The organism is Microbacterium sp. ABR10 (assembly GCF_057812175.1).
Genome location: NZ_CM173821.1, coordinates 2,827,730 through 2,850,810, shown reverse-complemented (window position 1 = coordinate 2,850,810; position 23,081 = coordinate 2,827,730). Strand labels below are relative to the sequence as shown.

Sequence of the window (23,081 nt, the reverse complement as noted above, 5' to 3'; positions counted from 1 at the left end):
TTTGCGGACCACATCCCTGCTCCGGTAGGACCCGTGAAACGACAGAAGGCCCCCGAGTACTCTCCGAGGCCCTCCGCAACGGATCCGAAACTACGAGGTCGTCCTCGGCGGTCCGGGGGGATTGCGCTCCGCGCGACGTTCACCTACGCCGCGCGTGCCCGCTCGGCGCGACGCCGCAGGGCGGCGGCGCTGCGCTCGGCGCGGACGGCGTGCTCGTGGATGAGGCGCGCGGCGTCGGGCGACGCGGCCGCCGCGCTGATAGCCCGGGCCTCCGCGTCGAGGTGGCGACGGAACTCCTGCGGGTCCGCGCCGCGGAACAGGGCCCGCGATGCGGCCATGTGAGTCTGCGGACGCGCGGCGAGCCGGGTGGCCATCGTCCACACGGCGTCGTCGAGGTCGGCCGACGGCGTGACGGCGTGGACCAGCCCGATGTCGTGGGCCGCCGCGGCATCCAATCGAAGACCGACCGCGCTCATGGCGCGTGCGCGGGATGCGCCGATGACCCGGGGCAAGAGGTACGACGCACCGCTGTCGGGGCTCAGCCCGATGGCCTCGTACGCGGTGAGGAAGAGGGCGCGGTCGGAGGCGAGGACCACATCGGCGCAGAGCGCGAGCCCGAGCCCTCCGCCCGCCGCGACGCCGTCGACCGCCGCGATGATGACCGCGTCGATGTCGGCCAGGTTCGCGAGCGCGCCGTGGAAGGTCGTCGCGAGTTCGTACACGAAGTCGCCCAGGTCGACGGCTGCGGCCATCTCGACCACGTCTCCACCGGAGCAGAATGCGCCCCCGTCGCCCGTGAGCACCACGACCCGCGGAGCGATGTCGGCGATGCGAGCCACGACGCGACGGAGTGCTCGCGCGAGGTCCAGATTGATCGCGTTGCCGTCGTCGGGTCGGTTCAGGGTGACCCGGGCCACGCCGTCGGATATGTGCAGTCGTACGGGTTCTGTCATCATCTCAGCCAGTCGTCGGTGCGCCCCCACCGGCGGCTCGTGCTTTCCGCACCGCCGCTGCGTGATCTTCGGAGCCCGCGGGTCGGCGGATTGTCGGACGCGGGTGCGGATGCTCCCGCGCGGCCGCCCGAGAGCTCTGGCACACTGTGCCGCATGCGCTTCGAAACGACTCTCTTCCAGATGGGGAAGAACACCGGCATCGAGGTGCCGCCCGCTGTCGTCGATGAGCTCGGCGGCGGGAAGCGCGCCGCCGTCGTGGTCGACGTCAACGGCTTCGGCTACTCCAGCACGATCGGCGTGATGGGCGGGCGTTTCCTCATCCCGTTCTCGTCCGACAAGCGGGCCGCCACGGGTTTGTCCGGTGGGGATGCCATCACCGTCACGCTGACGCTCGACACGACGCCGCGGACGGTCGAGGTCCCCGACGATCTGGCCGCGGCGCTGGCGGAGTCCGGTGCACGCGCGTCGTTCGACGCCCTTTCGCCGAGTGCACGGAAGGCACACGTCACCAGCGTCGAATCCGCGAAGGCGGCGGACACCCGCGCGCGACGCATCGCGTCCGTGGTCGACAAGCTGACCTGAGTGCGGCGCCCCCCGCGGACGATAGCCTGGGACGGGAGGTTCCGTGGGGCGCACGAATGAGGCCATCGCCGAGGGGCTGTCGATTGCGACAGCGGCGGCGCGACTCGCCGTGCGCAATCGCATCCTCGTCGAGACGATCGCCCGGGGCGGGCAGTTCGACGGCGACGTGTTCGCCGAGTTCGCCCGCGCCGTCCTCAACTCGCTCGCCGACGAGCAGGACCAGGCTGCCGACCGGGTGACGCACCAGCGCAAGCGTGCGTGGGGGCGGTTCTCCGACTCCTCGGGCACCCACGACTATCGCGACCGCGACACCCGTAATCTTCGCCGGCGGGCCAAACAGTCGCGGGGAGTGGCGAAGGAGCTCCGCACGTTCGCGGCTGATCCGGAACGGGTGGCCGGTCTGGTCGCCGACGCGCGGATCGCGGCCTGGGGCGATGTCGAGGCGAACCTCAGTCAGCGACTCGACGTCGAGGGCATGACGGCGGACGCCGATCCCGAGTACGCCCAGATGCGCAAGGCCCGCATGGATGCCCTGCGCATGGTCGATCTCGCCCGCCTCGCGTCCCAGGCGAAGCGACGGGCGAAAGACAAGGCCGTCGCAGACGAGGCGGCGTCCGACGCGGCCCCTCCGCCCACGACGGGCGGCGGCAAGACCGGCAAGAAGAAGAAGTCGGCCGCGCGCTGAGCGGCGTCACGCCCCGGCCGCGGTAATCTCGGCCGCGACGGAAGGTGGATGCCATGGCGGAGCGACGGGTCGGTCGGAAGGCGCGGGTGCCGCGTCCCGGTTACGCGCTGGTGTCGGTGACCGCGAGGGATGCCAACGGCTTCGTGCACCACTACGACGACATCGAGGCGCCGCTCGGCTCGCTCCGTGAGTCACTGGCGATCCTGCACCTGCACTCGGAGGAGATGGATGCCGCCCATCGCGGTGAGGCGTCCGCCTCGGGCTGAGCCGACGAACGGCCGCCGGGATCGGTGCCACGCCTCGGGCGTCACTCCCGCCGGCATCGAAAAAAGCCCCGGCCGGAGTTTCCTCACGGCCGGGGCTTATCACTGTCTCAACACAGTGTGCGCCCGAAGGGACTCGAACCCCTAACCTTCTGATCCGTAGTCAGATGCTCTATCCATTGAGCTACGGGCGCAGGGCCTCCGCGCGAAACGGCGCGCAGGCCGTGGTCCAGCATAGCCGGGACCTTGGGGGACGTCTAATCGGCCCCGAACGTCACGCATCCCGGGCGTGGCGCGGGGGTAACCGGCCGGTGTCGGGACGGCGACGTACGCTGGCGGAATGAGCGCATACACCTCCGCGTTCGAGCTGTTCTCCATCGGGATCGGACCCTCGAGCTCCCACACCGTCGGCCCCATGAAGGCCGCTGTCGATTTCGTCACCCGACTGCGGGGCGACGACGCCCTCGAGCGGGTGGCATCCGTCTCGTGCGCCCTTTACGGCTCACTCGGCGCGACCGGTATCGGCCATGGCACCCCTGACGCGGTCGTCGCAGGGTTGCAGGGCCTCGACCCCGAGACGGTCGATCCGGATGCCGTGCGACGGGCGTGGTCGGACTGGCCCGACGGGCGCTTCCTCGCGCTGGCCGGTACGCACGAGATCCCGTTCGCGAGGTCCGACATCTCGCTCGAGCCCCGAACGCGTCTGCCCGGTCATCCCAACGCGATGACCCTCGTCGCGCGCGATGCCGACGGAGGGGTGGTCACGGACGACACGTACTACTCCATCGGCGGAGGCTTCATCCGACGCGACGGCGAGCCGGCGCGGGTGTCCGCGGCGCCGATGCCCCTCGCGTTCGACGACGCGGCCACCCTCATCGCGCTGTGCGACGAGCGCGGCATCACGATCGCCGAGGCTGCGCGGCTCAACGAAGAGGCGTTGCGCTCCGACGAAGAGATCGCCGCCGGCCTCGACCGCATCTGGGATGCGATGGCGGCCTGCGTCAACGCAGGCCTGCAGAACGGTGGCGTGCTTCCCGGCATCCTGAAGGTCAAGCGCCGAGCCTCCGTCATCCGCGGTCAACTCGACGCCATCGAGGCCGAGGGGCACCGAGAACTTCCGGGGGAGTGGCTCGGCGCCTTCGCCCTCGCGGTGAACGAAGAGAATGCGGCGGGCGGGCGCGTCGTCACCGCGCCGACGAACGGAGCGGCGGGCATCTTGCCGGCCGTGGCCATGTACTGGTGGCGCTTCCTCGCCGACTCCGGCCTCGGCATCGGCAACGCCGTGACACCGCACGGCGAACTCGTCGGCAGCGCGCTGCTCGGCTACGACGGTCACGCGGTCACGCGCACCGAGGTCTCGGGATGGGATGACGGCGACGTCGCCGAGGCGAACCGCCGTCGGGGCATCCGCCGGTTCCTGCTGACGGCGACGGCGCTGGGCTCGCTCTTCAAGGCCAATGCGTCGATCTCGGGGGCGGAGGGCGGATGCCAGGCCGAAGTCGGCTCCGCGTGCGCGATGGCGGCGGGCGGCCTCACCGCCGTCATGGGCGGCACGAACCGCCAGATCGAGAACGCCGCCGAGATCGCGATGGAGCATCACCTGGGCCTCACGTGCGATCCCGTCGGGGGGCTCGTGCAGATCCCGTGCATCGAGCGCAACGCGATCGCCGCCTCCACGGCCGTGACCGCCGCGCGCCTCGCCCTGCGCGGCGACGGCAGTCACTACGTCTCGCTCGACGCGGTCGTCGAGACGATGCGTCAGACGGGTATCGACATGTCGACGAAATACAAGGAGACGAGCGAGGGCGGCCTCGCGGTCAACGTCATCGAGTGCTGAGGCGAAGTGCCCGACCGGAGGCCGCCGAACCGCAGGGTTTTTGAAACACCGCAACGGACTGCGGCCGAAGGCGTGCGGCCTCGGCGAACGGGTGAGGTTTCACCGCCACATGGCGAGTTGCAGCCCGCGCCGCCGGGTCGCACGCGGCCTGTGGTGCGTGCGGTCAGGCCCCGTCGCGGAGCTTCGCGGTGAGCGCGTGCAGCTGCGCGAGCTCGTCGTTGTCGAGGCGGGCCATGCGCTCGGCGATCGAGCGGCCGTGCGCGGCGGCCAGTCGGCGGAACACCACCGCGCCGTTCTCGGTGGCGGACACGAGCGAGCCGCGACCGTCCTCCGGGTCGGCGCACTTGGTCAGCAGTCCCCGCGTCACCATCCGCTCGACCAGACGCGAGACGCTGGGCTGGCTGATGAGCATGTTGCCGGTGACGTCGCGCAGTCTCGCCGTCATCTGCGGCGCCCGGGTGACGGTGAGCAGCACGTCGTACTCCGCCTGCGTCAGTTCGGTGCTGTCGAAGTCGCCGCGGATATCTTCGAACACCTCGTGCTGCGCGCGGAAGAGGCTCTCCCAGGCCTGCACGGCGAGGCGTCGATCGGTCATCCCCTCAGCGTAGAGCCGACAATGCTTGTTCGGCCCGACGTTCCGCCCCTTGCGTCGGGTGCGATATGGCGCCGTGTGAGGGCCGGACAGAGTAAGGGCCGGTCGGAGAGGCTTCCGACCGGCCCTTGTCCCTGCACCAAGAGTGTCCTGCAATCACATGTCGGTAGCTGCCACAGCAAAACAACTACCGTGCGAGCACTCTATAACGGTGGGGTAACGGAAGGGAAGAGGTCGTCGTTACATTTTCGTGACCGATCTTCACGGGCTGTTTCGCGGGCTCCGTCAGGGCTCGTCGGAGCCGCAACTTCACCGCCCGCGCACGTGGTTCCACTGCGTGATGACCTCGGCGCCGTGCTCGAAGCCCAGCTCGCTCACCGCCGAAGTGCCCAGCACGAAGAAGCGGCCGCCGGCGGCGGTGAGGCCGAGCCACGTGCCGGCGAGCGCTCGCAGGAAGTGTCCGTGCGAGAACAGCAGGATCTGCTCTCCGGCCCGCACCCGCGGGCGGAGTTCGCCGAGCAGGGACTCGGCCCGGGCGGTGACGTCGGCGACCGTCTCGCCGGGTGTCTCGCCCGGGGGCGTTCCGTCCCACACCGTCCACGCATGGCCGAGGCGTTCGACGATCTCGGGCGTCGTCAGGCCCTCGTACGCGCCGTAGTCCCACTCCACCAGGCGCCCCTCCGGCCGAGCGTCCGGGTACCCGGCGCGGGTGGCCGTTTCGACGGCTCGACGAAGCGGACTCGTCAGCACGAGGTCGTAGCGCCGTGTCGCGAGCAGGGTGCCGGCGAGCTCGGCCTTGTAGGCGCCCGTCTCGGTTAACGGGATGTCGGTGAGGCCGGTGTGCCGCCCGCTTCGGCTCCATTGGGTCTCGCCGTGCCGCACGAGCACGATGCGGCCGTCGGGTTCGGTCAGCTCTGCGTCCTTCACGTGTCCATCCTCGCGCCGGGAGGCGGCGCCGTACAGACGAAGACGGGCCGGTCGGGGATCCCGACCGGCCCGGTCCTGCACCAGAGTGTCCTGCAATCACATGTCGGTAGGTGCCACAGCAAAACAACTACCGTGCATGCACTCTATAACGGTGAGGTAACGGAGCGGAAGAGGCGTCCGTGATCTTTTTGTTATTCATAGGGTCCTCGCTCGTGCCAGCGGTACGCACGAGAGCGGGAGATCGCGCCGCACCCCGGCTCGGGGGGCGCGGCGCTCGGGGCTCCTACTTCATCCGTCCGAACGTGGCGTCGATGTCCGCCATCTCCATCGCGGCTGTCGCTTCGATCAGTTTGCGCAGCTCGGCGTCGGCTCCCGGCGAGAACTCCTCGGGGCGCTCGGGGGCCACGGTGATCGGCGTGCCGACGGGCGCCTGCTCGCTGGCATCCAGCTGTGTGCCGTCGTTGGACGGCGACGCGCCCTGGAAGATCCTGCCCACCTCCGACTGGTTGCCGAGGTCGAACGAGTACTGCTTGCTCTGCAGACCCAGGTCGACGAGCCGCTTCACCTCCGGGAACTGTTCGGCGTTCGTCTTCGGGATGGGCAGGGAGGTGCGCCAGTTGACCCCGAGCGTTTCGAGCGCTTTCGCGTACGCATTCTCGTGCGCCTGGTCGCGAACGATGAGGTACGAGATGGTGCTGCGTGCCATCTTGTTGTCGGTCATCTCGTAGAGGCGGCATTTCTGCAGGCGCCCGGTGGATTCCAGCATCAGGTTGTACAGCAGGTCGAGCACGAGATTGCCGGAGTTGTAGACGTAGCTCCCCGACCACGGGTTTCCCGCCGCGTCCACGGGCAGCGCACCCTGGGCGCCCACGAGGTAGTGGTGGATGTTGCCGTGATCCACCGCGATGCTCAGCGGTGTGGCGCCGCCGGCGCCGGGCTGGTCCACGGGATCGGCCGGCTTGCCCTGGTAGGCGGGGGAGCCGTCCAGCAGGCGCGCGATCGTGGTGCCGATGAGTTCGACGTGACTGATCTCCTCCGTTCCGATGCCCTGGATCAGGTCCTTGTAGGCCTTACCCGACGGTCCGCGGAAATTGATGCTCTGGAAGAGGTACTGCATCATCGTGCGCATCTCGCCGAACTGCCCGCCGAGTCCCTCCTGCAGCGCGTTCGCTGCGGCGGGATCGGGCTCGTCCTGGGCGATTTCGTGGATGAATTCCTGCAGGTGGAAGTACATGCTGCCTCCAAGGGGAATGATCCTCGAAGTGTCTGCGGCATCCGGGGGTCTGCGCGCGGCCCTCGCCTTCTCAGGCCTCGCCGGGTACCCTCTCGTGACTCGGCGTCGCCGCACGGCCGGCCTGACCGCCGGCGGAGGGCGGGGAGGGCCGCACGATGTCGTGGTCGTCGATGAGATGCTCGCGCTGCAGCCATTCGCCGAGTCCGGGAGTCTCGAGGTAGGCCTCCGGAGCGCGGCACACGACCTCGTCGTGCGCGCCGTAGGCGGCGAAGACGGCGACCTTTCGAGCCACAGCCCCGTGGTCGAGGTTGGCCGGCCACGTGCGGCCGGGGTATCCGACGGCGTACCGGACGATCGCGCCGTCGAGGAGTCCCGCGTCGACCGCTGCGGCAACGAGCCGGCCCGCGCCGCCATGGTCGGGGTGGTCGCCCTCGCTGGCCGGGGCGAAGTCGGGCAGGGTCGTGAAGACCTCCGTCGCCCCCGTCTCGGCGACGAACGCGGAGATGGTGGTGATGAGCCGGGCAACGGTGACGTCCTGGCCGGTGTCGAGCGTCGCCAGCGATGGGAGCGCCCCGCCGAGGAGCTTGGTGATCGTGCGGTAACCGGTCGCGTACCAGCCGCCGCCGGTGAGACCGCCGTCGGGTAGCCGCAGGAACGACAGGGAGATCCGGGGGTCGTCGTCCGGCGAGGTCGTCGTCACGGTGACGCCGTTCGATAACACCGTCCGTCGATCCGACCAGGCGGTCGCCGATCCGCGCATGACGTCGTAGGCGGCGCGGATGCCCGTCTCACGATCGTCGACGTACCGTGACATGCCGCGGCCCGCGTCTGAGGCGGTCAGGAAGAGCTGCCGAACACCGTGACCGGCGCTGATCGCCTCGTCGATCGTCGGGACGGCGAAGAGCAGATCGTCGTCGTAATGAGCCCAGATCCCGGCGATCATCGGCGTCGGCGCGTTCACCGGCGGGTGAAGAAGTCGTATCGGTGGGCATAGGGGGTCGACGTCACGACGTGGTCGGCGTGCGCCGCGGGGAGCACCGCGCGCTCGAAGCGGACGGCCGCGAGCGTGTCGAGGTCGGGGATGCGCCGCCCCTCCATGTCGTTCCAGCCCACCACGAGCCACCCGCCCGGCCGGAGCACGTCCGCGCACGCCTCGAGGCCGCGCGCGACATCGTCGGCGGTGTCGAGCCCCCATCCGAACACGCCGTTGCACACGACCAGATCGAAGGTGTCGGCGGGGTAGACCGTCGCGAGATCGGTCATCGAGAGGGTGTGATGGTGGCGTCCGGCGATGCGCTTCATCGCGGGGTCGACGTCGATCGAGTGGTACTCGATGCCCCGGTAGAGCCGCGGATACGTGCGGGTGTACCAGGCGACCCCGACGTCGAGCATCCGCCGGATGTCGTCCTTGCCGAGGAACTCGGGCACGATGACGTCTTCGAGCAGCACGCGGTCGGGCGTCGCGAGACGCCAGCGGCCGTTCTTTAGCCGCAGTCTGCTTCGCAGACGCACGCTGCGGGGGACGATTCGTCTCCAGATGGGGGGCATCCGCTCTCCATTGGTCGGCGCGATCGGGCGATCGTCCTTCTCATAGTCGCATGCACCCGCGCGTGTTTCCGGGACCTCCCAGGGGTTGAGGGGTTTTCGCGCCGCTTTCCGTGGCTGAGAGGATGGATGCCGTGACCCACGACATCCGCCTGGTCGCCGTCGACATGGACGGAACACTGCTCGACGGGGACGGGAACGTCCCCGAACCGTTGTGGGAGCTTCTCCCTCGACTCGCGGATCGCGGAGTCGCCTTCGTCCCGGCATCCGGAAGACAGCTCGCGACCCTGCGTGCCACGTTCGGCGAGGCGGCGGATGCCATGACCTTCATCGCCGAGAACGGAGCGTACGTCGTGCGCGCCGGGGTCGAGGTGGCGTCCGACGCCGTCGACGCGCAGGTCGTCGAACGCGCGGTCCGCCGACTGCGGTCACTCGCGGCCGAGGGGTACGACCTCGGTGTCGTCGTGTGCGGCAAGCGTTCCGCCTACATCGAGCGCACCGACGACGCGTTCCGCGCCCAGGCGGCGACCTACTACGCCGCGCTCGAAGAGGTCGACGACGTGCTCGCCGTCGACGACGACGTCCTCAAGATCGCGGTCTACGACTTCGCTGAGGCCGCGCACAGCGTGGGGCGCGCACTCGACGACATCGCGGCGACGCATCGCGTGGTGGTGTCGTCGCCGCACTGGGTCGACATCATGAACCCCGGCGTCGACAAGGGCGCGGCCCTCCGCCGGATTCAGACCGCCCTCGCGGTCACCCCCGCCCAGACGGCGGCGTTCGGCGACTATCTCAACGATCTCGAGATGATGGATGCCGCCGACTGGTCGTACGCCATGGCCAACGCCCACCCGGAGGTCGTCGCCCGGGCACGTCACCGCGCCCCGTCGAACACCGACCACGGCGTGCCCACCACCCTCGCCGAGCTGTTCCCCGAGTCCTGAGCCTCAGACCGCGCCGCCGCCGCCCATCCTCGTCCAGGCCGTGAACCCCGTTGCTCTCCGGGAGGCATCGGCGGGCGAGGTGCTGGCCGCCCGCCCGGCTCGTCGCAGGTCGTCATGGTGGGGTCGTTCCCGGCACAGGCCGACCCCTCGCAGCAGCATGTCCCACCCTCGGCTCCGCCGTTCGTTCGTCCCCATGAGCCGGAGCCTACTGATCGATCCGGGAGCGCGGGAAGGTCTGCCCGCGGCCCCCGGTCGGCCGACGCTGTACGCGGCGTCCACCCGGGCATCGCCGGTTCTCCGGAGCGGCGGATGCCGCCACCCCCGCGACCGCAGTACCGTCACGGGAACCGAGAGCCCGGAGGACACATGGAGACGGTCGACACCATCGTCGTGGGCGCGGGGGTGGCGGGCCTCGCCGCCGCCCGGCTGCTCGCTCGTGCGGGACGCCACGTCGTCGTGCTCGAAGCCCGTGATCGCGTCGGCGGGCGCGTCTTCACCGACCGCGCCGACGGGCACGTCACCGACCGGGGAGCCTCGTGGATCCACGGCATCACCGACAGCCCGGTGGCCGAGGCCGCCCGCGCCTTCGGGATGCCGATGGTGGAGTTCACGGTCGGCGGCTACCAGCCCGACAGCCGACCGCTGACCTATTTCGACGCGGCGGGCCGGCGGCTCGAGGCCCCCGCCGTTCGGCAGTATGCCGACGACGTCCGCGCGCTGAACGCGACGCTGGTCGACGTCATCGCCGACGCCCCGGCCGACGCGACGTACGCGGATGTCGTGGAGGCGGCTCTGGGGACGCGGGAGTGGGACGCGGAGCGGAAAGAGCGCGTGCGCGAGTACAACGACCGGCGCGCCCAGGAGCAGTACGGCGTCGGAGGGGAGGGCCTCGGTGCCCACGGCCTCGACGACGACACCGTGAACGGCGACGAGGTGGTCTTCCCGCAGGGGTATGACGAGCTCGCACAGCATCTCGCCGAGGGGCTCGACGTCCGCCTCACGCACGTCGCCTCAGCGGTGCGGTGGTCGACGACGGGCATCGAGGTCGACACAGACCAGGGCACCTTTGCCGCCGCCGACGCCGTCGTGACGGTGCCCGTCGGCGTCTTGAACGCCGGTGACGTCGTCATCGAGCCCCCGCTGCCCGAACGACACCGCCGTGCGCTCGGCCTGCTGCGCATGAACGCGTTCGAGAAGGTCGTGCTGCGATTCGCCGAACGGTTCTGGGATTCCGACGTGTACGGCATCCGTCAGCTGGGCGACGAGGGGCAGTGGTGGCACTCCTGGTACGACCTCGGGCGCCTGCACGACGAACCCGCGCTGCTGACTTTCGCCGCCGGACCCGCGGCTATGGCCACGCGTGCCTGGAGCGACGACCAGATCGTGGCATCCACCCTCGCCCAGCTTCGCCGGCTCTACGGCGACGCGGTACCCGAGCCCACCAGCGCGGTCGTGACCCGCTGGCAGGACGACCCGTTCTCGCGCGGCTCTTACGCGTACATGCTGCCGGGGTCCGTCAGCGCCGACCACGATGATCTCGCCGAGCCGGTGGGAGGCGTCCTGCACCTGGCGGGGGAGGCGACGTGGGGCGACGACCCCGCGACCGTGCCCGGCGCGATGCTCTCGGGTCACCGTGCCGCACAGAACGTGCTGGGCAGGGCGATCCCCGTCAGCGACCTCTGGGCCTAGCGGGGGTCGGGCCCCGTGGCAACGGGCAGCTCGGGATGGTTCGACCACTGGCTCCACGACCCGGGGAACACGCGCGGTTCGTAGCCCGCGAGGGTGAGCGCCACCGCCTGGTGCGCCGCCGTGACGCCGGAACCGCAGTAGACGCCGACCGATACGCCGTCCTCGGCCCCCAGCATCCGGAACCGCGACCGCAGCTCGTCGGGTGAGCGGAACCGTCCGTCGGCGCCGACGTTCTCGGTCGTCGGCGCGCTCACGGCGCCCGGCACGTGCCCCGCGCGCGGGTCGATCGGCTCGACCTCGCCCCGATAGCGCTCGCCCGCGCGGGCGTCCAAAAGCAGATCCTCGTCGGCGAACCCGCCGACGGCGTCGAGCTCGAGCACCGGTAGCGCCCCGTAGGACAGCGAGACCGAGCCCGGCGCGGGTGTCTCGGCATCCCCGTCCTCCAGGTCGAAACCGGCGTCGGTCCACGCCCGTAGCGATCCGTCGAGCAGCCGCACGTCGTCGACGCCGGCGTGGCGCAGCAGCCACCACGCCCGTGCGCTCGACATGTTCTTCAGATCGTCGTAGACGACCACCGTGTCTCCCGCGTCGACGCCCCATCGCCGTGCGGCGGCCTGAAGGGTCTCGATCGGCGGGATCGGATGCCGCCCGTCAGTCGGATCGCCGTGCGCTGCGAGGTCGTGGTCGAGGTCGACGTATTGCGCGCCGGGGATGTGCCCGTTGCGGTAGTCGGGAAGTCCGTCGGGCCGGTCGAGCCGCCAGCGGACGTCGAGCACTCGCACGGAGCCGCCGTCGGGGTACGCCCCCGTGGCGAGGGCGGCGTGCAGCTCGGGAGCGGTGGTGAGGATCGAGGCCATCCCCCCAGTCTGGCCCTCAGTCGCCTGCCGCGTCGCCGTGCGTCCGGCCATCGGCCACGCGTGCCCGCGCCCGGTCGTGGCGCGACGTGATCGGCACGGTCTCGGTCGCCTGGGGCAGGCCCATCGGCGGCGTCGCGACGTAGATGGTCTCGGCCCGTTCGACGACGTAGGTCTCGTGCCAGATCCCGACCGCACCGGGCGTCTTGCGCGCCCGCTTGTTGAAGCGCGTCCACGCCGGCCGGTGCTCCTGCTGCGGCGCGGAGGCGTACGCGTAGAGCTTGTCGAGCGACGACCAGTACTGCACGAGGTAGGGCCCGCGCGCCCCCAGCAGCATGGAGAACCCGAGCAGGCCCGAGTCGGGGTCGACGCTCAGCTCGCGGAGCATCCGCGGCATGTCGCCCATGAGCGGCATCCACTGGTCGGGTCGCCACCACTTGTTGACGGTCATCCCGATGTGGAAGACCACGAGTTCGCCGTCGTAACGATGGGTCATCCGACCCGGATTGATGGATGCCATGGCTCGTCCTCACTCGATAGTGTTGCTATCCAGTGTTGGATAGTAGAGCTATCGAGTCAAGGGGTGAGTGTGCGGATCTCAGAATTATCGACGCGAGCCGGCGTGCCGGTCGCCACGATCAAGTACTACCTGCGCGAGAAGCTCCTGCCAGAGGGGGAGCGGACCTCGCCCACCCAGGCGTCGTACGGTGTCGCACACGTGCAGCGTCTCGGCGTCATCCGCGCCCTGGTCGACGCGGGCGTCGGCCTCGCGGGTGTGCGCAAGGTGGTCGGCGTTCTGGAGGAGCCCCCCGCGAATCCCTACGACCTCCTCGGCGCCGCCAACGCGGCCGTCACCCCTGCCGTCGCGGCCGACATCGACCTGACGGCGGCGACCGCGCTGCTCGAGCGCATGGGCGGCAACGGCGAGAAGTGCTTCCCCGACCAGGTCGCCGCGGTCGCCCACGCTCTGGCCGGGCTGGATCGGGCGGGATTCACCGTGCCAGAACGGGTCATGGAGGCGTACCTCGTCCACCTCTCCGCCATTGCCGAGGCAGAACTCGCGGCGACGCCCGACACATCGATCGAGGATGCCGTGCGTTACGTCGTCCTCGGTACGGCGCTCGTGGAGCCGCTGATCCTGGCCCTGCGGCGCGTGGCGGAGCAGATCGCCGCCTCGAGGCGCTTCGGGGTCACGTCGGGCGAGTGATGCCCGACCCCGAGGTCGCCCCGGTTCTGCCCGCCGCGGTCAGCGGTCGGGGTTGCTGGCCGCCCCGTCGAGCCAGAGTTCGTCGCTCACGTCGCCGTGCGGTCCGCCGCGACCGACGTGCGCGTCGCTGATCTTCGGACCCTTGGTGATGACGTGCACGAGCGCCATGCCGTGGCCGCGACCGAGGTCGTAGTCGTCTTTCAGCCACTGCAGGATGGGAGTCGCCTTCGTGCCGGCGCCGAATCCGCGCTCCTCGGCGAGCGCGATGAACTGCCGCGGAGTCAGGCCGGTCTTGGCTTCGATGTTGTCGAGATACGACTGGAAAGACATGACCGGAGGCTAGCGTGATGCTCCGACATCGGTCCACCGGTGCGCGGGGCACCCCGGCGACCGCCCAGCCGAGATGCGCGTACGGATGAGCTGTGTCGTACCCGGCGAGTACGGTCGGATGATGGCCGTCACCCTGCACCGGACGCCCGTCGCCGGCATCGACCCCCTCACGCTCTACCGCCTGCTGTGGCTGCGGGTGACGGTCTTCGTCGTGGAGCAGCAGGCGGCCTACCCCGAGATCGACGGTCGTGACATCGAACCCGGTGCGGAGCTGATGTGGGCGAGCGAGGGCGACGAGGTGCTGGCCACCCTGCGCATCCTCCGCGAGGCCGACAACACGCGGATCGGCCGTGTCGCGACGGCTCCCGGAGCACGGGGCCGCGGCATCGCCGCCGACCTCATGCGCGCGGCGGTCGAGGTACTGGACGCCGAGGTTCCCGGCATCCCGATCCTGCTCGACGCCCAGGCGCACCTCGCGGGGTGGTATGGGCGATTCGGGTTCGTGGTGTCCGGAGCGCCCTTCGCCGAAGACGGGATCCCGCACCTGCCGATGCGGCGGACGCGCCTCGCCACCGAGCGTCTCGTGCTGCGGGAGTGGACGCGCGACGACGACGACCGCGCGTTCCTGTTCGACATGTACCGCCGGCCCGACGTGCGTCGGTACCTGGGCGACGGGAGGGTGATGGTCGACGCGGCCGAGGTCGACGCCGTCCTCGATCGCTGGACGGGCCTCGCCGACGGCCTCCTCGGGGCGCGCGCGGTGCAGACCCTGGACGGTCGGCGACTCGGCGTCGTACTGCTCAAGCGCATCCCGTGGTCGGCCGGGGCGGGCGACGGTCGGCCCGAGCGCATCGAGATCGGCTGGCACTTCCACCCGGACGCGTGGGGTGCCGGGTACGCGACCGAGGCGGCATCCGCACTCCTGGCGCTGGCCCGTGCTCACGGCATCGGTCGGGTCGTCGCTGTGACCAACCCGGCGAACACGGCGTCCGGTGCGGTCGCCGAGCGCATCGGCCTGCGTCTCGCGGGCGAGACGGGCGACTTCTACGACACGACGTGCACGCTGTACCTGTTGGGCGACGAGGGGGCGGAGTTCCTCGGGCGCGGGTGACCGTCGTGCGGTGGAAAGGCCTTCGGCACCTCCGTCGGGGAACGCCGTGACGAACCGTGCCTGTTGGCCTCAATCGACGCGAGTGACATCCATGGTGGATATGAGCGAGTTGCGTTCGGCTCACCCAAACCCAAAGTGGACGTCACCCGCGCCGTAGCCCGTCGGGACAAGGGCGCGCCGTTCAAGAGACTCGCGGCGGCGTCAGTTGGAGCGTGAACTCCTCGTCGCTGGGACGTACCCGACTATCCACGTACCGACGCCCGCTCCTGCGGCCAGTGCCCCGATGGCAATTCCCGCGAAGAGCGGGATCAGCCGGAACTCCGGATCAATTTGTTGTTCATCGATAACGATTCCGGCGACGTAGAGGGTCGCTGCGCAACCGATCGCGATCAGGAGGCCGAGTACTCCGATTGCGAACGCAATCCTTCGGATTCTTGGAGGCATGACTTTCCCCTCAGTTGCATCCATTGGCGATGTAAGCGCCGTAGGAGCCTCGACGAAGATAGCTATCGAGATTCCATGTCCACTTGTAGTACGCGAACTGCGCGTGGCAGGCGAGCTGCCACCACATGTCGTTCGTTCGGTAGGGCGAAGCGGTTTTAGCATTCCACTCGTCTCGGAGTCCGTTGATAGCCGTCGGATTGTTTCCGTTCAATCGGCCCCAGGCCGTGGGAGTGACAACTTTCGTCACGCCTCGCCGGTCGCGGTAAGCAGAGCCGATCGACTGGATTTGCGCCATACCCAGGTACGGGTCAGCAACCACCGGATACGCGGTCTGTGGCCCGTGCTCCACGGACTGTGTCAGCGAAGAGCCCCTCACTTCGTAGTGCGTGGGAACGTCTTGCCCCGCCCGATCTTTCGCCCACGCCGGGGCTATCATGCCGTCCAGTGAACCGTCGAGAGCCCGGACGGCGACAAGTCCGTCCGATTCCAGTGTCAAAGTTTTCCCTGGAAAATCGTATGTGTAGTTGATAGGCGAATCGCTGCCGTTGATCACCGTCGTAAATTGTACGGACGCGTCATCCTTGACGAGGGGAACCGTTGAGAAATTTTCGGTATTGACGTATACGCTGACTCCCTCGCCAGCGCCGCCATTTGGACTCCGACGACCATCCCAATCGCCACAATCATCCCTGTAACGGTTCTGGCGGAATTGTTCACTGGATCCATCACCCTTCCGTGTCAGCCATCTGCCGACAGCAGGGAGCACGTTCCCACACGCCACGTCCCGTCGCGGCATCCTGGTCTGGGCTGACGGGGGGTGAATAGATCGGTCTCTCAACCGACGGCGCGTGCGGTACCTGCGCCGTCGTCTCCGCGCCGCGACAACGTGCTTCGCCCGCCCGCGTCAGCCTTCGTGCGGCGCGTGGTACTCCGTGGTGCCGCGCTTCCAGTAGCCCTTCACCACCGTGGCGGCGGGGTCGCCCGCCCACCGGTCCAGCAGCAGCGAGCGCCCTGCCTGCACCACGGACTGCTCGGCGGCGACGAAGCCGAAGACGCACCCATCGGGACGCTCCTCGACGTCGAGGGAGTCGAGCCAGTCGACGAGTTCTTCGCCTGCGGGGCGCCGACCCCGGTGCAGCTGCACCACCTCGACGCCCGGAGGTGCGGCGACGGGGAGATCGTGCGCGGCATCCGGCACCTCGACGGCGATGCGACCGACGGCGTCGTCGTCCATCTGCGCGGCGAACCGACGGATCGCGGGCACCGCCGTCTCGTCGCCGGCGAGCAGCCACGCGTCGGGGCGTCCCACCAGCACCATCGAGCCGCGGGGGCCGCCCACGCCCACCGGTGCGCCGATGGCGGCCGTCTCGGCCCACCGGCTGCCGACGCCGGCCCCGTGCAGCGCGACATCGACGTCGAGCCAGCCGTCCGTTGCATCCCAGGTCACCGGGGTGTACTCGCGGCTCGGCGCGGCGCGGAGGTCGTCTGCGGCGCCCGACGGGAAGAAGACGCGGATGTGGTCGTCGGCGCCGGGGGAGTCGAAGCCGCTCAACTCGGGCCCGTCGAGACGCAGGCGCACGTACGACGGCGTCACGTGCGTCCGCCGCGCGAGGATCGCCGAACGGAAGACGAGGTCGTGGCGACGAGGCTCGAGACGGGCGGAGACGCTCTGGTTCGACATGGGCATAGAGGTAAGGCTAACCTAACGAATCGTCCGCTACCCCTGCCGGTGGCGGCTCGACTCACACACAGCACTGGAGAGATTCGCATGACGACCCGCCTGTTCCGCCCCCTCGCCGCCGCATCACTGGTGGCCGCCCTCGCCCTCGCCGGATGCTCTTCGGGAGCCGCTGCCCCCGCAGATGACGCCGCCGCCGCGACCACCGTGACGGTCGAAGACAACCACGGCTCGATCGAGGTCCCGGTGGCGCCCGAGCGCGTCGTCGCCCTCGACAACACGACCTTCGAGACGCTCAGCGAATGGGGCGTGACCCTGGCCGCGGCCCCCAAGCCCCTCATGTACGACCTCTGGCCCTCGCTCTCCGGCGGCGACGAGGTGCTCGACGCGGGCCTGCACCGCGAGCCCAACATCGAGAACATCCTCGCCGCCGAGCCCGACCTCATCGTCGGCGGCTACCGGTTCCGCGACATCTACGACCAGCTGAAGGAGATCCAGCCGGCGACCATCGAAACCAGCCCCCGCGACGGTGAGGACCACGCCTCGGAGCTGAAGCGCCAGACGACGATCCTGGGTCAGGTCTTCGGCAAGAACGACGAGGCGGCGCAGCTCTCGTCCGACCTCGATGCCGCGATCGCCGATGCGAAGGCGGCCTACGACCCGTCCCAGAGCGTGATGGGTCTCATTACGTCGGGCGGCAAGATCGCGTACGCGGCTCCCGGTGAGGGCCGTGGCGTCGGCGTGCTCTTCCCGACCCTGGGGCTCACCCCCGCTCTGGAGCGGTCCGCCGAAGACGCCTCGCACGGCGACGACATCAGCGTCGAGGCGATCGCCGCCGCCAATCCCGAGTGGCTCTTCGTCCTCGATCGCGACGCGATGTTCGGTGAGGACGGCTACGTCTCGGCGAAGGAGCTCGTCGAGAACGCCGAAGCGCTGAAGAACGTCCCCGCCGTGCAGAAGGGGCAGATCGTCTACCTCGACGGCAGCTTCTACCTCGATGAGGGCATCCAGGCGTACACGACGCTCTACCGCTCCGCCGCCGAGGCGTTCGCCTCCTGACCCCGACCCTCCTCGCTCGCGTGAGGGGTCGGAAAGTGTCGCTCGAGTCCGCTCCGGCGACAGAAGACGACCCCTCACGCTCCAACGAGGCGGGGAGGGAGGGATGAATGCCATGAACCAGATCGCTCTTCGGCCGCGCGAGCGTCTCGCGTTGCCCGTGGCCCTCGCGGGCGTCGTCGTCCTCGTCGTCCTCTCGTTGTTCGTCGGTGCCTACGATCTGACCGCTGACGACTTCGGCGGCGAGATGTTCTGGATCTCGCGCGTGCCCCGCACTCTCGCGCTCGTCCTCGCCGGCTGCGCGATGGCCGTCTCGGGCCTCATCATGCAGCTGCTCACGCAGAACCGCTTCGTCGAGCCCTCCACCACGGGGACGTCGGAATGGGCGGCGCTCGGCCTGCTCGTCACGGTGCTGATCGCACCGGCTTCGCCCCTTCCCGTGCGGATGATCGTGGCATCCCTCGCCGCCTTCGTCGGGACCATGATCTTCATCGGCATCCTGCAGCGCATCTCGCTGCGGTCATCGCTCGTCGTGCCGCTCATCGGAATCATGCTCGGGGCGGTGGTCTCGGCGTTCACGACGTACCTGGCCGTCTCGACCAACTCGCTGCAGATGCTCGGCACGTGGTTCATGGGGAGCTTCACCTCCATCGTCCGCGGACGTTACGAGGTGCTCTGGGTGGCCGCGATCGTCGTGCTGCTGGTGTTCCTGTACGCCGACCGCATCACCGTCGCGGGTCTGGGGCGCGACATCGCGACCTCGGTCGGCCTCGACCACACCCGCGTCCTGCTCATCGGCACGGGGCTCGTCGCGGTCGCCACGGGCGTCACCACCGTCGTCGTGGGCTTCCTGCCGTTCCTGGGCCTGGTCGTTCCGAATCTCGTGTCGATGTGGCGCGGCGACAACGCCCGCGCGAACCTTCCCTGGGTGTGCGTCGGGGGCGTGGCGATCGTCGTCGTCTGCGACATCGTCGGACGCGTCATCCGGATGCCGTTCGAGGTTCCCGTCTCGATGATCCTCGGGGTCGTCGGCTCCGCCGTGTTCATTACCCTGCTCTTGAGGATGCGTGCCCGTGGCTGACATCCTGACCCGGACGGCCCCGGCGCTCGCGGCCCGTCGTCCGCGGATCGCCCTGCGCTTCGGCATCCTGATCCTGATCGTGGCGGTCGCCGCCGTCGGCGTGCTGACGTGGGACGTCCCGGGTGAACCGGGTTCGCGGGGCTTCTGGCTGGCCGTGAACCTGCGCGTGGTGAGCGTCGCCACGATCGCCCTCGTCGCCTGCTGTCAGGCGGTTGCGACGGTGCTGTTCCACACGGCGACGGCGAATCGCATCCTGACCCCGTCGATCATGGGCTTCGACGCGCTGTACGTCGTGATGCAGACCGCGCTGGTGTTCTTCTTCGGAAGCGCCGCCCTGTCGGCGACCGACGGGCTGCTCAAGGTCGCCGTGCAGAGCGTGCTGATGGTGGGCTTCGCGACGCTGCTGTACGGCTGGCTGTTCGCCGGCCGCCGCGGGAACCTCCACGTCATGCTGTTGGTGGGGGTCGTGCTGGGTGTCGGCTTCGGCTCGCTGTCGACCGTCATGCAGCGGCTGCTCACCCCGAGCGACTTCGACATCCTCTCGGCCCGCCTGTTCGGCAACCTCTCGAACTCGGATGCCGAGTACCTCCCGTGGGCGACGCTGGTCGTCGCCGCGGTGCTCGCTCTCGTCTGGCGCGCGCGACACCGCATGGACGTGCTGGCGCTCGGCCGTGAGGCCTCCGTCAATCTGGGGCTCGCCTATCGGCCCGAGGTGATCGGAATGCTCGTGCTCGTGGCCGTGCTGATCTCGGTGTCGACCACCATGGTCGGGCCGATGACGTTCTTCGGCTTCATCGTCGCCACCCTCGCCTACCAGCTCGCGGGGTCGTCGCAGCATCGGGTGGTGCTGCCCTTCGCCGCACTGCTGGGCATGGCCACGCTGCTGGGCGGGTACTTCGTCCTTCGGCATGTGTTCTACGCGGCCGGCATGCTCTCGATCATCATCGAGTTCGTCGGCGGCGTGTTCTTCCTCGTCTACCTCCTCCGGAAGGGGAGTCTCTGATGCTCACCCGCTCACCGGGACGGCGCGTCCCGTGATCTCGCTCACCGACGTCACCATGACCTACGGCGACGTGACCGTGCTCGGTCCCGTGACCCTCGACATCCCCGCCGGAGGAGTCACCGCCCTGGTGGGTCCGAACGGCGCGGGCAAGTCCACCCTGCTGACGATCGTCGGGCGCCTGACGGCGGCCACCGGCGGCCGCGTCACCGTCGCAGGCCTCGACGTGACGGCCACGCCCGGACGGGCGCTCGCCAAGATCGTGTCGATCCTGCGGCAAGAGAATCACTTCGTCACGCGCCTGACCGTGCGCGAACTCGTCGGCTTCGGGCGCTTCCCGCACTCGCAGGGGCGTCTGACCGCCGACGACCACACCAAGATCGACGAGGCCATCAACTTCCTCGACTTGGCCGAGCTGTCGGGGCGTTATCTCGACCAGCTCTCGGGCGGGCAGCGCCAGCGCGCATACGTGGCCATGGTGCTCGCGCAGGACACCGACTACATCCTGCTCGACGAGCCGCTGAACAACCTCGATATGAAGCACGCGGTGGCGATGATGGGCCAGCTCCGCCGCGCGGCCGACGAACTCGGTAAGACGATCGTCATCGTCGTACACGACATCAACTTCGCGGCGGCCTACGCCGACCGGATCGTCGCGCTGTCCGAGGGGCGGGTCGTGCACGTCGGTACGCCGGACGATCTCATGACGTCATCCACCCTCGAGGAGGTGTTCGGCACACCCATCGACGTGCGCCGCGACGGGCCGTACCCGCTGGCGGTCTACTACCGATGAGATCTCAGAGTTGGATGCCGTTGTCTTCGTCGTTGACACCGACGTTGCGGCCGCGGCTGGATTCGTAGGCGATGAGCCACCCGACCGACACCGCCGCGGCGATGACGACGCCCAGCCACACGTTCTGCCACACCAGTCCGAACAGGACTCCCAGCCCGAAGAGGAGCAGGCTCCCCAGCACCCAGTACGTGCGGCCGCGAGGCCAGCCGGTTCCCGTCTGCGTCATGTCGGACAGCCTACGGTGCGGCGCCGGCGGGGGCGGGGCGCGCCGGTTCCCATGGATACCGAGAAGAAGGAGAGGCTGATGGCCCGGACCACCGCCGCGCAGAAGCGCGTCGCGCCCGAGAAGAGTGAACTGCTGACACTGTACGTGAGGCATCGCCGTCGTCTGTCACCGACTTTCGAGCGCGTGACGTTGGGCGGAGCCGACCTGGCGCGCTTCATCCCGATGGGCGCCGATCAGTGGTTCCGCCTCTTCCTACCCGTCGCTGAGGGGACGCTCACGCGACTGCCGAACCGTCTCGACACCTTCGCGTATCTGCGCTACCTCGCGATCGCGAAGACCCAGCGCCCGGTGCTGCGCAATTACACCGTCGCGGGCTTCCGCTCTGGCGGTGCGCAGGGTCCCGAACTCGACGTCGACTTCGTGCGACACGGCTCCGCCGCCGCGGGCACGGCGGGTCCCGCGGCATCCTGGGCCGAGACCTGCGCTCCAGGCGACGCGGTCGCCATCCTCGACGAGGGCATCCTGTTCGCGCCGCCCACCGGTCTGCGCGGCCCCCTCGCGCTCGTCGGCGACGAGACCGCCCTCCCCGCGCTGGCCGGCATCCTGGCGTCCCTTCCCTCCGACGCGACGGGGAGCGCTTTCATCGAGGTGCCGGATGCCGGCGACGTGCGCAACCTGGCCGCGCCGGTCGGCGTCGACGTGTCGTGGGTCGTGCGCGACGATCCTCACGCGACCCCGGGCTATGCCGTGCTGACGGCGGCGGTCGAGGCGAGTGAGGCGGGTGCGGTCGTCCCCGCCTACGCCTGGGTGGCGGGGGAGCAGTCCCTGGTCGCGGCGATGCGTCGGCACTGGGTGCGGGTCGGCGTCGACAAACGGATGATCTCGTTCACCGGATACTGGCGGGCGCCGCGCGCCCACTGAGGTGCCGGCGTCTGCGGAGGGGGACGCCGACCGGGGCGCACTCGTGTTGCGGCGCCCCCGTGTCGCGGCGCCCACGTGTCGCGGCGCACCCGTGTCGCGGCGCACTCGTGTTGCGGCGCACTCGTGTCGCGACGGATCAGCGGTCGCGGTGGTCTTCGGGACTGAGCCGCGGTCCGCGGCGCGGCTCGAGCGACGATCCGGCGTAGATCAGGCGGATCACACGCTGACGATGGCCGGCGAACGGTTCGAGCAGCTCCAGCATGCCGTCGTCGTCGGTGCGATGGCCCGTCAGGGCGAAACCGACCTGGTGGGCGAGATGGTAGTCGCCCGTGCTCACGGCATCCGGATCACCGAAAGCACGGATGCGCGTCTCGGCGCTCGTCCAGATGCCCACGCCACGGAGGCTGATGAAGACGCGGTCGCGACTCTCGCCGTCGGTGGCGGCCGTCGCGGCGCGAACGATCGCCGTGCCGCGACGCGCACTCTCGACGATGGTGCGCGACTGCGGAGGCTCGAGTCCGGCGCGGTGCCACGCCCATGACGGCACGTGGCGCCACCCCTCGATGTCGGGCGGGGCGAACATCGGGCGGGGAGTGGGGCCCGGCGCGCGCTCGCCGTACCAGGTGACGATGCTGCGCCAGGCCGAGAATGCCTGCATGCTCGTGACCTTCTGCTCCATGATCGCGCTGACGAGCGCATCGAAGACGAGGTCGGTGCGACCGATGCGCAGGTCGGGGTGACGACGGTGCCACTCGGCGACCGACGGATGCCGCGACGCGTCGAACCCGTCGGGATCGTCGTGCGCGCCGCACAACGCGGGCAGCTGGTCGAGAGCCCACGGAGCGCCGGGGCCCCACGCGGCTGCACGGATGCTCCCACCGACCCGCTGGCGGAGCGCGAGGGTGGCGACACCCAGCGGCGTGCGGCTCACACGCCAGACGACACCGCCCGCCCCGAGGGGAGCCGTCGCGAAGAAGGTGGGGTCGTTGCTGCCGTGGCGCTGTGCGGAGACGGCGCGCCCGATGTCGACGGACCGGGCGGGCCGGTAGTCCGACTCGAGGGGGTGTTCGACGGGTGCGCCGAGGTCGCGCGGCGCCTGGCGCGTGCGAACCCCGGTCGATCTCATGGC

General features: G+C 69.7%; 26 protein-coding genes and 1 tRNA gene. 13 read left to right on the top strand and 14 right to left on the bottom strand.

Annotated elements, in window-relative coordinates; translation table 11 throughout:
• Window positions 1-143 precede the first annotated feature (143 nt).
• A complete protein-coding gene (locus ACXKZF_RS13295; RefSeq protein WP_243223730.1) occupies window positions 144-956 on the bottom strand; it encodes an enoyl-CoA hydratase/isomerase family protein in 813 nt (270 codons plus the stop codon).
• Between the two features lie 150 nt (window positions 957-1,106).
• Between ACXKZF_RS13295 and ACXKZF_RS13290 the strand changes: the two genes are divergently transcribed.
• From ACXKZF_RS13290 to ACXKZF_RS13280, 3 genes are read left to right on the top strand one after another with little or no spacing between them, the layout of a single operon-like run.
• A complete protein-coding gene (locus ACXKZF_RS13290; protein ID WP_488984497.1) occupies window positions 1,107-1,535 on the top strand; it encodes a YdeI/OmpD-associated family protein in 429 nt (142 codons plus the stop codon).
• 43 nt (window positions 1,536-1,578) lie between these two features.
• Window positions 1,579-2,220: an asparagine synthase gene (locus tag ACXKZF_RS13285; protein ID WP_488984496.1), complete on the top strand. Its 642-nt coding sequence runs from the start codon at window positions 1,579-1,581 to the stop codon at window positions 2,218-2,220.
• A 53-nt stretch (window positions 2,221-2,273) separates the two neighbouring features.
• Window positions 2,274-2,486 carry a hypothetical protein gene (locus tag ACXKZF_RS13280; protein ID WP_488984495.1) on the top strand — a complete coding sequence of 71 codons (213 nt, stop codon included), beginning with the start codon at window positions 2,274-2,276 and terminating at the stop codon, window positions 2,484-2,486.
• Between the two features lie 118 nt (window positions 2,487-2,604).
• On the opposite strand, the gene ACXKZF_RS13275 is transcribed toward ACXKZF_RS13280, so the two are convergent.
• Window positions 2,605-2,677: transfer RNA gene (locus ACXKZF_RS13275), tRNA-Arg, on the bottom strand.
• Between the two features lie 146 nt (window positions 2,678-2,823).
• Here ACXKZF_RS13275 and ACXKZF_RS13270 point away from each other — a divergent pair.
• Window positions 2,824-4,320 (top strand): L-serine ammonia-lyase, iron-sulfur-dependent, subunit alpha, encoded by a 1,497-nt coding sequence (locus ACXKZF_RS13270; protein ID WP_488984494.1) that lies wholly within the window; start codon window positions 2,824-2,826, stop codon window positions 4,318-4,320.
• A 163-nt stretch (window positions 4,321-4,483) separates the two neighbouring features.
• On the opposite strand, the gene ACXKZF_RS13265 is transcribed toward ACXKZF_RS13270, so the two are convergent.
• From ACXKZF_RS13265 to ACXKZF_RS13245, 5 genes are all read right to left on the bottom strand, one after another.
• Window positions 4,484-4,915: a MarR family winged helix-turn-helix transcriptional regulator gene (locus tag ACXKZF_RS13265; RefSeq protein WP_488984493.1), complete on the bottom strand. Its 432-nt coding sequence runs from the start codon at window positions 4,913-4,915 to the stop codon at window positions 4,484-4,486.
• Between the two features lie 306 nt (window positions 4,916-5,221).
• Window positions 5,222-5,839 (bottom strand): histidine phosphatase family protein, encoded by a 618-nt coding sequence (locus ACXKZF_RS13260; RefSeq protein WP_488984492.1) that lies wholly within the window; start codon window positions 5,837-5,839, stop codon window positions 5,222-5,224.
• A gap of 283 nt (window positions 5,840-6,122) precedes the next feature.
• On the bottom strand, window positions 6,123-7,073 hold the full coding sequence (locus ACXKZF_RS13255; RefSeq protein ID WP_488984491.1) for a manganese catalase family protein: 951 nt from the start codon (window positions 7,071-7,073) through the stop codon (window positions 6,123-6,125).
• 70 nt (window positions 7,074-7,143) lie between these two features.
• Window positions 7,144-8,016, bottom strand: a complete 873-nt coding sequence (locus ACXKZF_RS13250; RefSeq protein ID WP_488984490.1) for a PIG-L family deacetylase — start codon at window positions 8,014-8,016, stop codon at window positions 7,144-7,146.
• Between the two features lie 14 nt (window positions 8,017-8,030).
• Window positions 8,031-8,621, bottom strand: coding sequence for a class I SAM-dependent methyltransferase (locus ACXKZF_RS13245; RefSeq protein WP_488984489.1), 591 nt, complete (start codon window positions 8,619-8,621; stop codon window positions 8,031-8,033).
• Window positions 8,622-8,743: 122 nt separating this feature from the next.
• Between ACXKZF_RS13245 and ACXKZF_RS13240 the strand changes: the two genes are divergently transcribed.
• Together ACXKZF_RS13240 and ACXKZF_RS13235 are read left to right on the top strand one after the other, a co-directional pair.
• A complete protein-coding gene (locus ACXKZF_RS13240) occupies window positions 8,744-9,562 on the top strand; it encodes a Cof-type HAD-IIB family hydrolase (protein ID WP_488984488.1) in 819 nt (272 codons plus the stop codon).
• A gap of 366 nt (window positions 9,563-9,928) precedes the next feature.
• Window positions 9,929-11,251: a flavin monoamine oxidase family protein gene (locus tag ACXKZF_RS13235; RefSeq protein WP_488984487.1), complete on the top strand. Its 1,323-nt coding sequence runs from the start codon at window positions 9,929-9,931 to the stop codon at window positions 11,249-11,251.
• On the opposite strand, the gene ACXKZF_RS13230 is transcribed toward ACXKZF_RS13235, so the two are convergent.
• Window positions 11,248-12,108 carry a sulfurtransferase gene (locus ACXKZF_RS13230; RefSeq protein ID WP_488984486.1) on the bottom strand — a complete coding sequence of 287 codons (861 nt, stop codon included), beginning with the start codon at window positions 12,106-12,108 and terminating at the stop codon, window positions 11,248-11,250. The genes ACXKZF_RS13235 and ACXKZF_RS13230 overlap by 4 nt on opposite strands.
• Before the next feature lie 16 nt (window positions 12,109-12,124).
• The gene (locus tag ACXKZF_RS13225; RefSeq protein ID WP_055955637.1) at window positions 12,125-12,625 is read right to left on the bottom strand and encodes a DUF4188 domain-containing protein; all 501 of its coding nucleotides are present in this window, start codon (window positions 12,623-12,625) and stop codon (window positions 12,125-12,127) included.
• A gap of 63 nt (window positions 12,626-12,688) precedes the next feature.
• On the opposite strand from ACXKZF_RS13225, the gene ACXKZF_RS13220 reads away from it, so the two are divergent.
• A complete protein-coding gene (locus ACXKZF_RS13220) occupies window positions 12,689-13,312 on the top strand; it encodes a MerR family transcriptional regulator (RefSeq protein ID WP_488984485.1) in 624 nt (207 codons plus the stop codon).
• Window positions 13,313-13,351: 39 nt separating this feature from the next.
• On the opposite strand, the gene ACXKZF_RS13215 is transcribed toward ACXKZF_RS13220, so the two are convergent.
• Complete coding sequence (locus tag ACXKZF_RS13215; protein ID WP_488984484.1) at window positions 13,352-13,642, bottom strand: DUF4287 domain-containing protein; 291 nt, start codon at window positions 13,640-13,642, stop codon at window positions 13,352-13,354.
• 121 nt (window positions 13,643-13,763) lie between these two features.
• Here ACXKZF_RS13215 and ACXKZF_RS13210 point away from each other — a divergent pair, with 121 nt between their 5' ends.
• Window positions 13,764-14,753 carry a GNAT family N-acetyltransferase gene (locus ACXKZF_RS13210; protein WP_488984483.1) on the top strand — a complete coding sequence of 330 codons (990 nt, stop codon included), beginning with the start codon at window positions 13,764-13,766 and terminating at the stop codon, window positions 14,751-14,753.
• A gap of 454 nt (window positions 14,754-15,207) precedes the next feature.
• Here ACXKZF_RS13210 and ACXKZF_RS13205 read toward each other — a convergent pair whose 3' ends face one another.
• Both ACXKZF_RS13205 and ACXKZF_RS13200 read right to left on the bottom strand, forming a co-directional pair.
• Window positions 15,208-15,750: a DUF2599 domain-containing protein gene (locus tag ACXKZF_RS13205; RefSeq protein WP_488984482.1), complete on the bottom strand. Its 543-nt coding sequence runs from the start codon at window positions 15,748-15,750 to the stop codon at window positions 15,208-15,210.
• A 351-nt stretch (window positions 15,751-16,101) separates the two neighbouring features.
• Window positions 16,102-16,884 (bottom strand): siderophore-interacting protein, encoded by a 783-nt coding sequence (locus ACXKZF_RS13200; protein ID WP_488984481.1) that lies wholly within the window; start codon window positions 16,882-16,884, stop codon window positions 16,102-16,104.
• Window positions 16,885-16,965: 81 nt separating this feature from the next.
• Here ACXKZF_RS13200 and ACXKZF_RS13195 point away from each other — a divergent pair, with 81 nt between their 5' ends.
• The 4 genes from ACXKZF_RS13195 (at window position 16,966) to ACXKZF_RS13180 (ending at window position 20,805) form a co-directional block, all read left to right on the top strand.
• Window positions 16,966-17,934, top strand: a complete 969-nt coding sequence (locus ACXKZF_RS13195; protein ID WP_488984480.1) for a siderophore ABC transporter substrate-binding protein — start codon at window positions 16,966-16,968, stop codon at window positions 17,932-17,934.
• Between the two features lie 112 nt (window positions 17,935-18,046).
• A complete protein-coding gene (locus ACXKZF_RS13190) occupies window positions 18,047-19,012 on the top strand; it encodes an ABC transporter permease (protein ID WP_488984479.1) in 966 nt (321 codons plus the stop codon).
• The gene (locus tag ACXKZF_RS13185; RefSeq protein WP_488984478.1) at window positions 19,005-20,015 is read left to right on the top strand and encodes an iron chelate uptake ABC transporter family permease subunit; all 1,011 of its coding nucleotides are present in this window, start codon (window positions 19,005-19,007) and stop codon (window positions 20,013-20,015) included. Before ACXKZF_RS13190 ends, ACXKZF_RS13185 begins: the two co-directional genes overlap by 8 nt.
• Before the next feature lie 31 nt (window positions 20,016-20,046).
• Window positions 20,047-20,805 (top strand): iron ABC transporter ATP-binding protein, encoded by a 759-nt coding sequence (locus tag ACXKZF_RS13180; protein WP_488984477.1) that lies wholly within the window; start codon window positions 20,047-20,049, stop codon window positions 20,803-20,805.
• A gap of 4 nt (window positions 20,806-20,809) precedes the next feature.
• Here ACXKZF_RS13180 and ACXKZF_RS13175 read toward each other — a convergent pair whose 3' ends face one another.
• Window positions 20,810-21,031 carry a hypothetical protein gene (locus ACXKZF_RS13175; protein WP_055955651.1) on the bottom strand — a complete coding sequence of 74 codons (222 nt, stop codon included), beginning with the start codon at window positions 21,029-21,031 and terminating at the stop codon, window positions 20,810-20,812.
• A gap of 78 nt (window positions 21,032-21,109) precedes the next feature.
• Here ACXKZF_RS13175 and ACXKZF_RS13170 point away from each other — a divergent pair, with 78 nt between their 5' ends.
• Window positions 21,110-21,952 (top strand): siderophore-interacting protein, encoded by an 843-nt coding sequence (locus ACXKZF_RS13170; RefSeq protein ID WP_488984476.1) that lies wholly within the window; start codon window positions 21,110-21,112, stop codon window positions 21,950-21,952.
• Between the two features lie 136 nt (window positions 21,953-22,088).
• Here ACXKZF_RS13170 and ACXKZF_RS13165 read toward each other — a convergent pair whose 3' ends face one another.
• Window positions 22,089-23,078 (bottom strand): DNA-3-methyladenine glycosylase family protein, encoded by a 990-nt coding sequence (locus tag ACXKZF_RS13165; protein ID WP_488984475.1) that lies wholly within the window; start codon window positions 23,076-23,078, stop codon window positions 22,089-22,091.
• Between the last annotated feature and the right edge of the window lie 3 nt (window positions 23,079-23,081).

Coding starts and splice junctions, on each gene's coding strand:
- ACXKZF_RS13295 (WP_243223730.1), bottom strand. CDS start 956: ATGATGACAGAACCCGTACGACTGCACATATCCGACGGCGTGGCCCGG.
- ACXKZF_RS13290 (WP_488984497.1), top strand. CDS start 1,107: ATGCGCTTCGAAACGACTCTCTTCCAGATGGGGAAGAACACCGGCATC.
- ACXKZF_RS13280 (WP_488984495.1), top strand. CDS start 2,274: ATGGCGGAGCGACGGGTCGGTCGGAAGGCGCGGGTGCCGCGTCCCGGT.
- ACXKZF_RS13270 (WP_488984494.1), top strand. CDS start 2,824: ATGAGCGCATACACCTCCGCGTTCGAGCTGTTCTCCATCGGGATCGGA.
- ACXKZF_RS13265 (WP_488984493.1), bottom strand. CDS start 4,915: ATGACCGATCGACGCCTCGCCGTGCAGGCCTGGGAGAGCCTCTTCCGC.
- ACXKZF_RS13255 (WP_488984491.1), bottom strand. CDS start 7,073: ATGTACTTCCACCTGCAGGAATTCATCCACGAAATCGCCCAGGACGAG.
- ACXKZF_RS13250 (WP_488984490.1), bottom strand. CDS start 8,016: ATGATCGCCGGGATCTGGGCTCATTACGACGACGATCTGCTCTTCGCC.
- ACXKZF_RS13245 (WP_488984489.1), bottom strand. CDS start 8,621: ATGCCCCCCATCTGGAGACGAATCGTCCCCCGCAGCGTGCGTCTGCGA.
- ACXKZF_RS13240 (WP_488984488.1), top strand. CDS start 8,744: ATGGATGCCGTGACCCACGACATCCGCCTGGTCGCCGTCGACATGGAC.
- ACXKZF_RS13235 (WP_488984487.1), top strand. CDS start 9,929: ATGGAGACGGTCGACACCATCGTCGTGGGCGCGGGGGTGGCGGGCCTC.
- ACXKZF_RS13230 (WP_488984486.1), bottom strand. CDS start 12,108: ATGGCCTCGATCCTCACCACCGCTCCCGAGCTGCACGCCGCCCTCGCC.
- ACXKZF_RS13225 (WP_055955637.1), bottom strand. CDS start 12,625: ATGGCATCCATCAATCCGGGTCGGATGACCCATCGTTACGACGGCGAA.
- ACXKZF_RS13215 (WP_488984484.1), bottom strand. CDS start 13,642: ATGTCTTTCCAGTCGTATCTCGACAACATCGAAGCCAAGACCGGCCTG.
- ACXKZF_RS13210 (WP_488984483.1), top strand. CDS start 13,764: ATGGCCGTCACCCTGCACCGGACGCCCGTCGCCGGCATCGACCCCCTC.
- ACXKZF_RS13200 (WP_488984481.1), bottom strand. CDS start 16,884: ATGCCCATGTCGAACCAGAGCGTCTCCGCCCGTCTCGAGCCTCGTCGC.
- ACXKZF_RS13195 (WP_488984480.1), top strand. CDS start 16,966: ATGACGACCCGCCTGTTCCGCCCCCTCGCCGCCGCATCACTGGTGGCC.
- ACXKZF_RS13190 (WP_488984479.1), top strand. CDS start 18,047: ATGAACCAGATCGCTCTTCGGCCGCGCGAGCGTCTCGCGTTGCCCGTG.
- ACXKZF_RS13175 (WP_055955651.1), bottom strand. CDS start 21,031: ATGACGCAGACGGGAACCGGCTGGCCTCGCGGCCGCACGTACTGGGTG.
- ACXKZF_RS13170 (WP_488984476.1), top strand. CDS start 21,110: ATGGCCCGGACCACCGCCGCGCAGAAGCGCGTCGCGCCCGAGAAGAGT.
- ACXKZF_RS13165 (WP_488984475.1), bottom strand. CDS start 23,078: ATGAGATCGACCGGGGTTCGCACGCGCCAGGCGCCGCGCGACCTCGGC.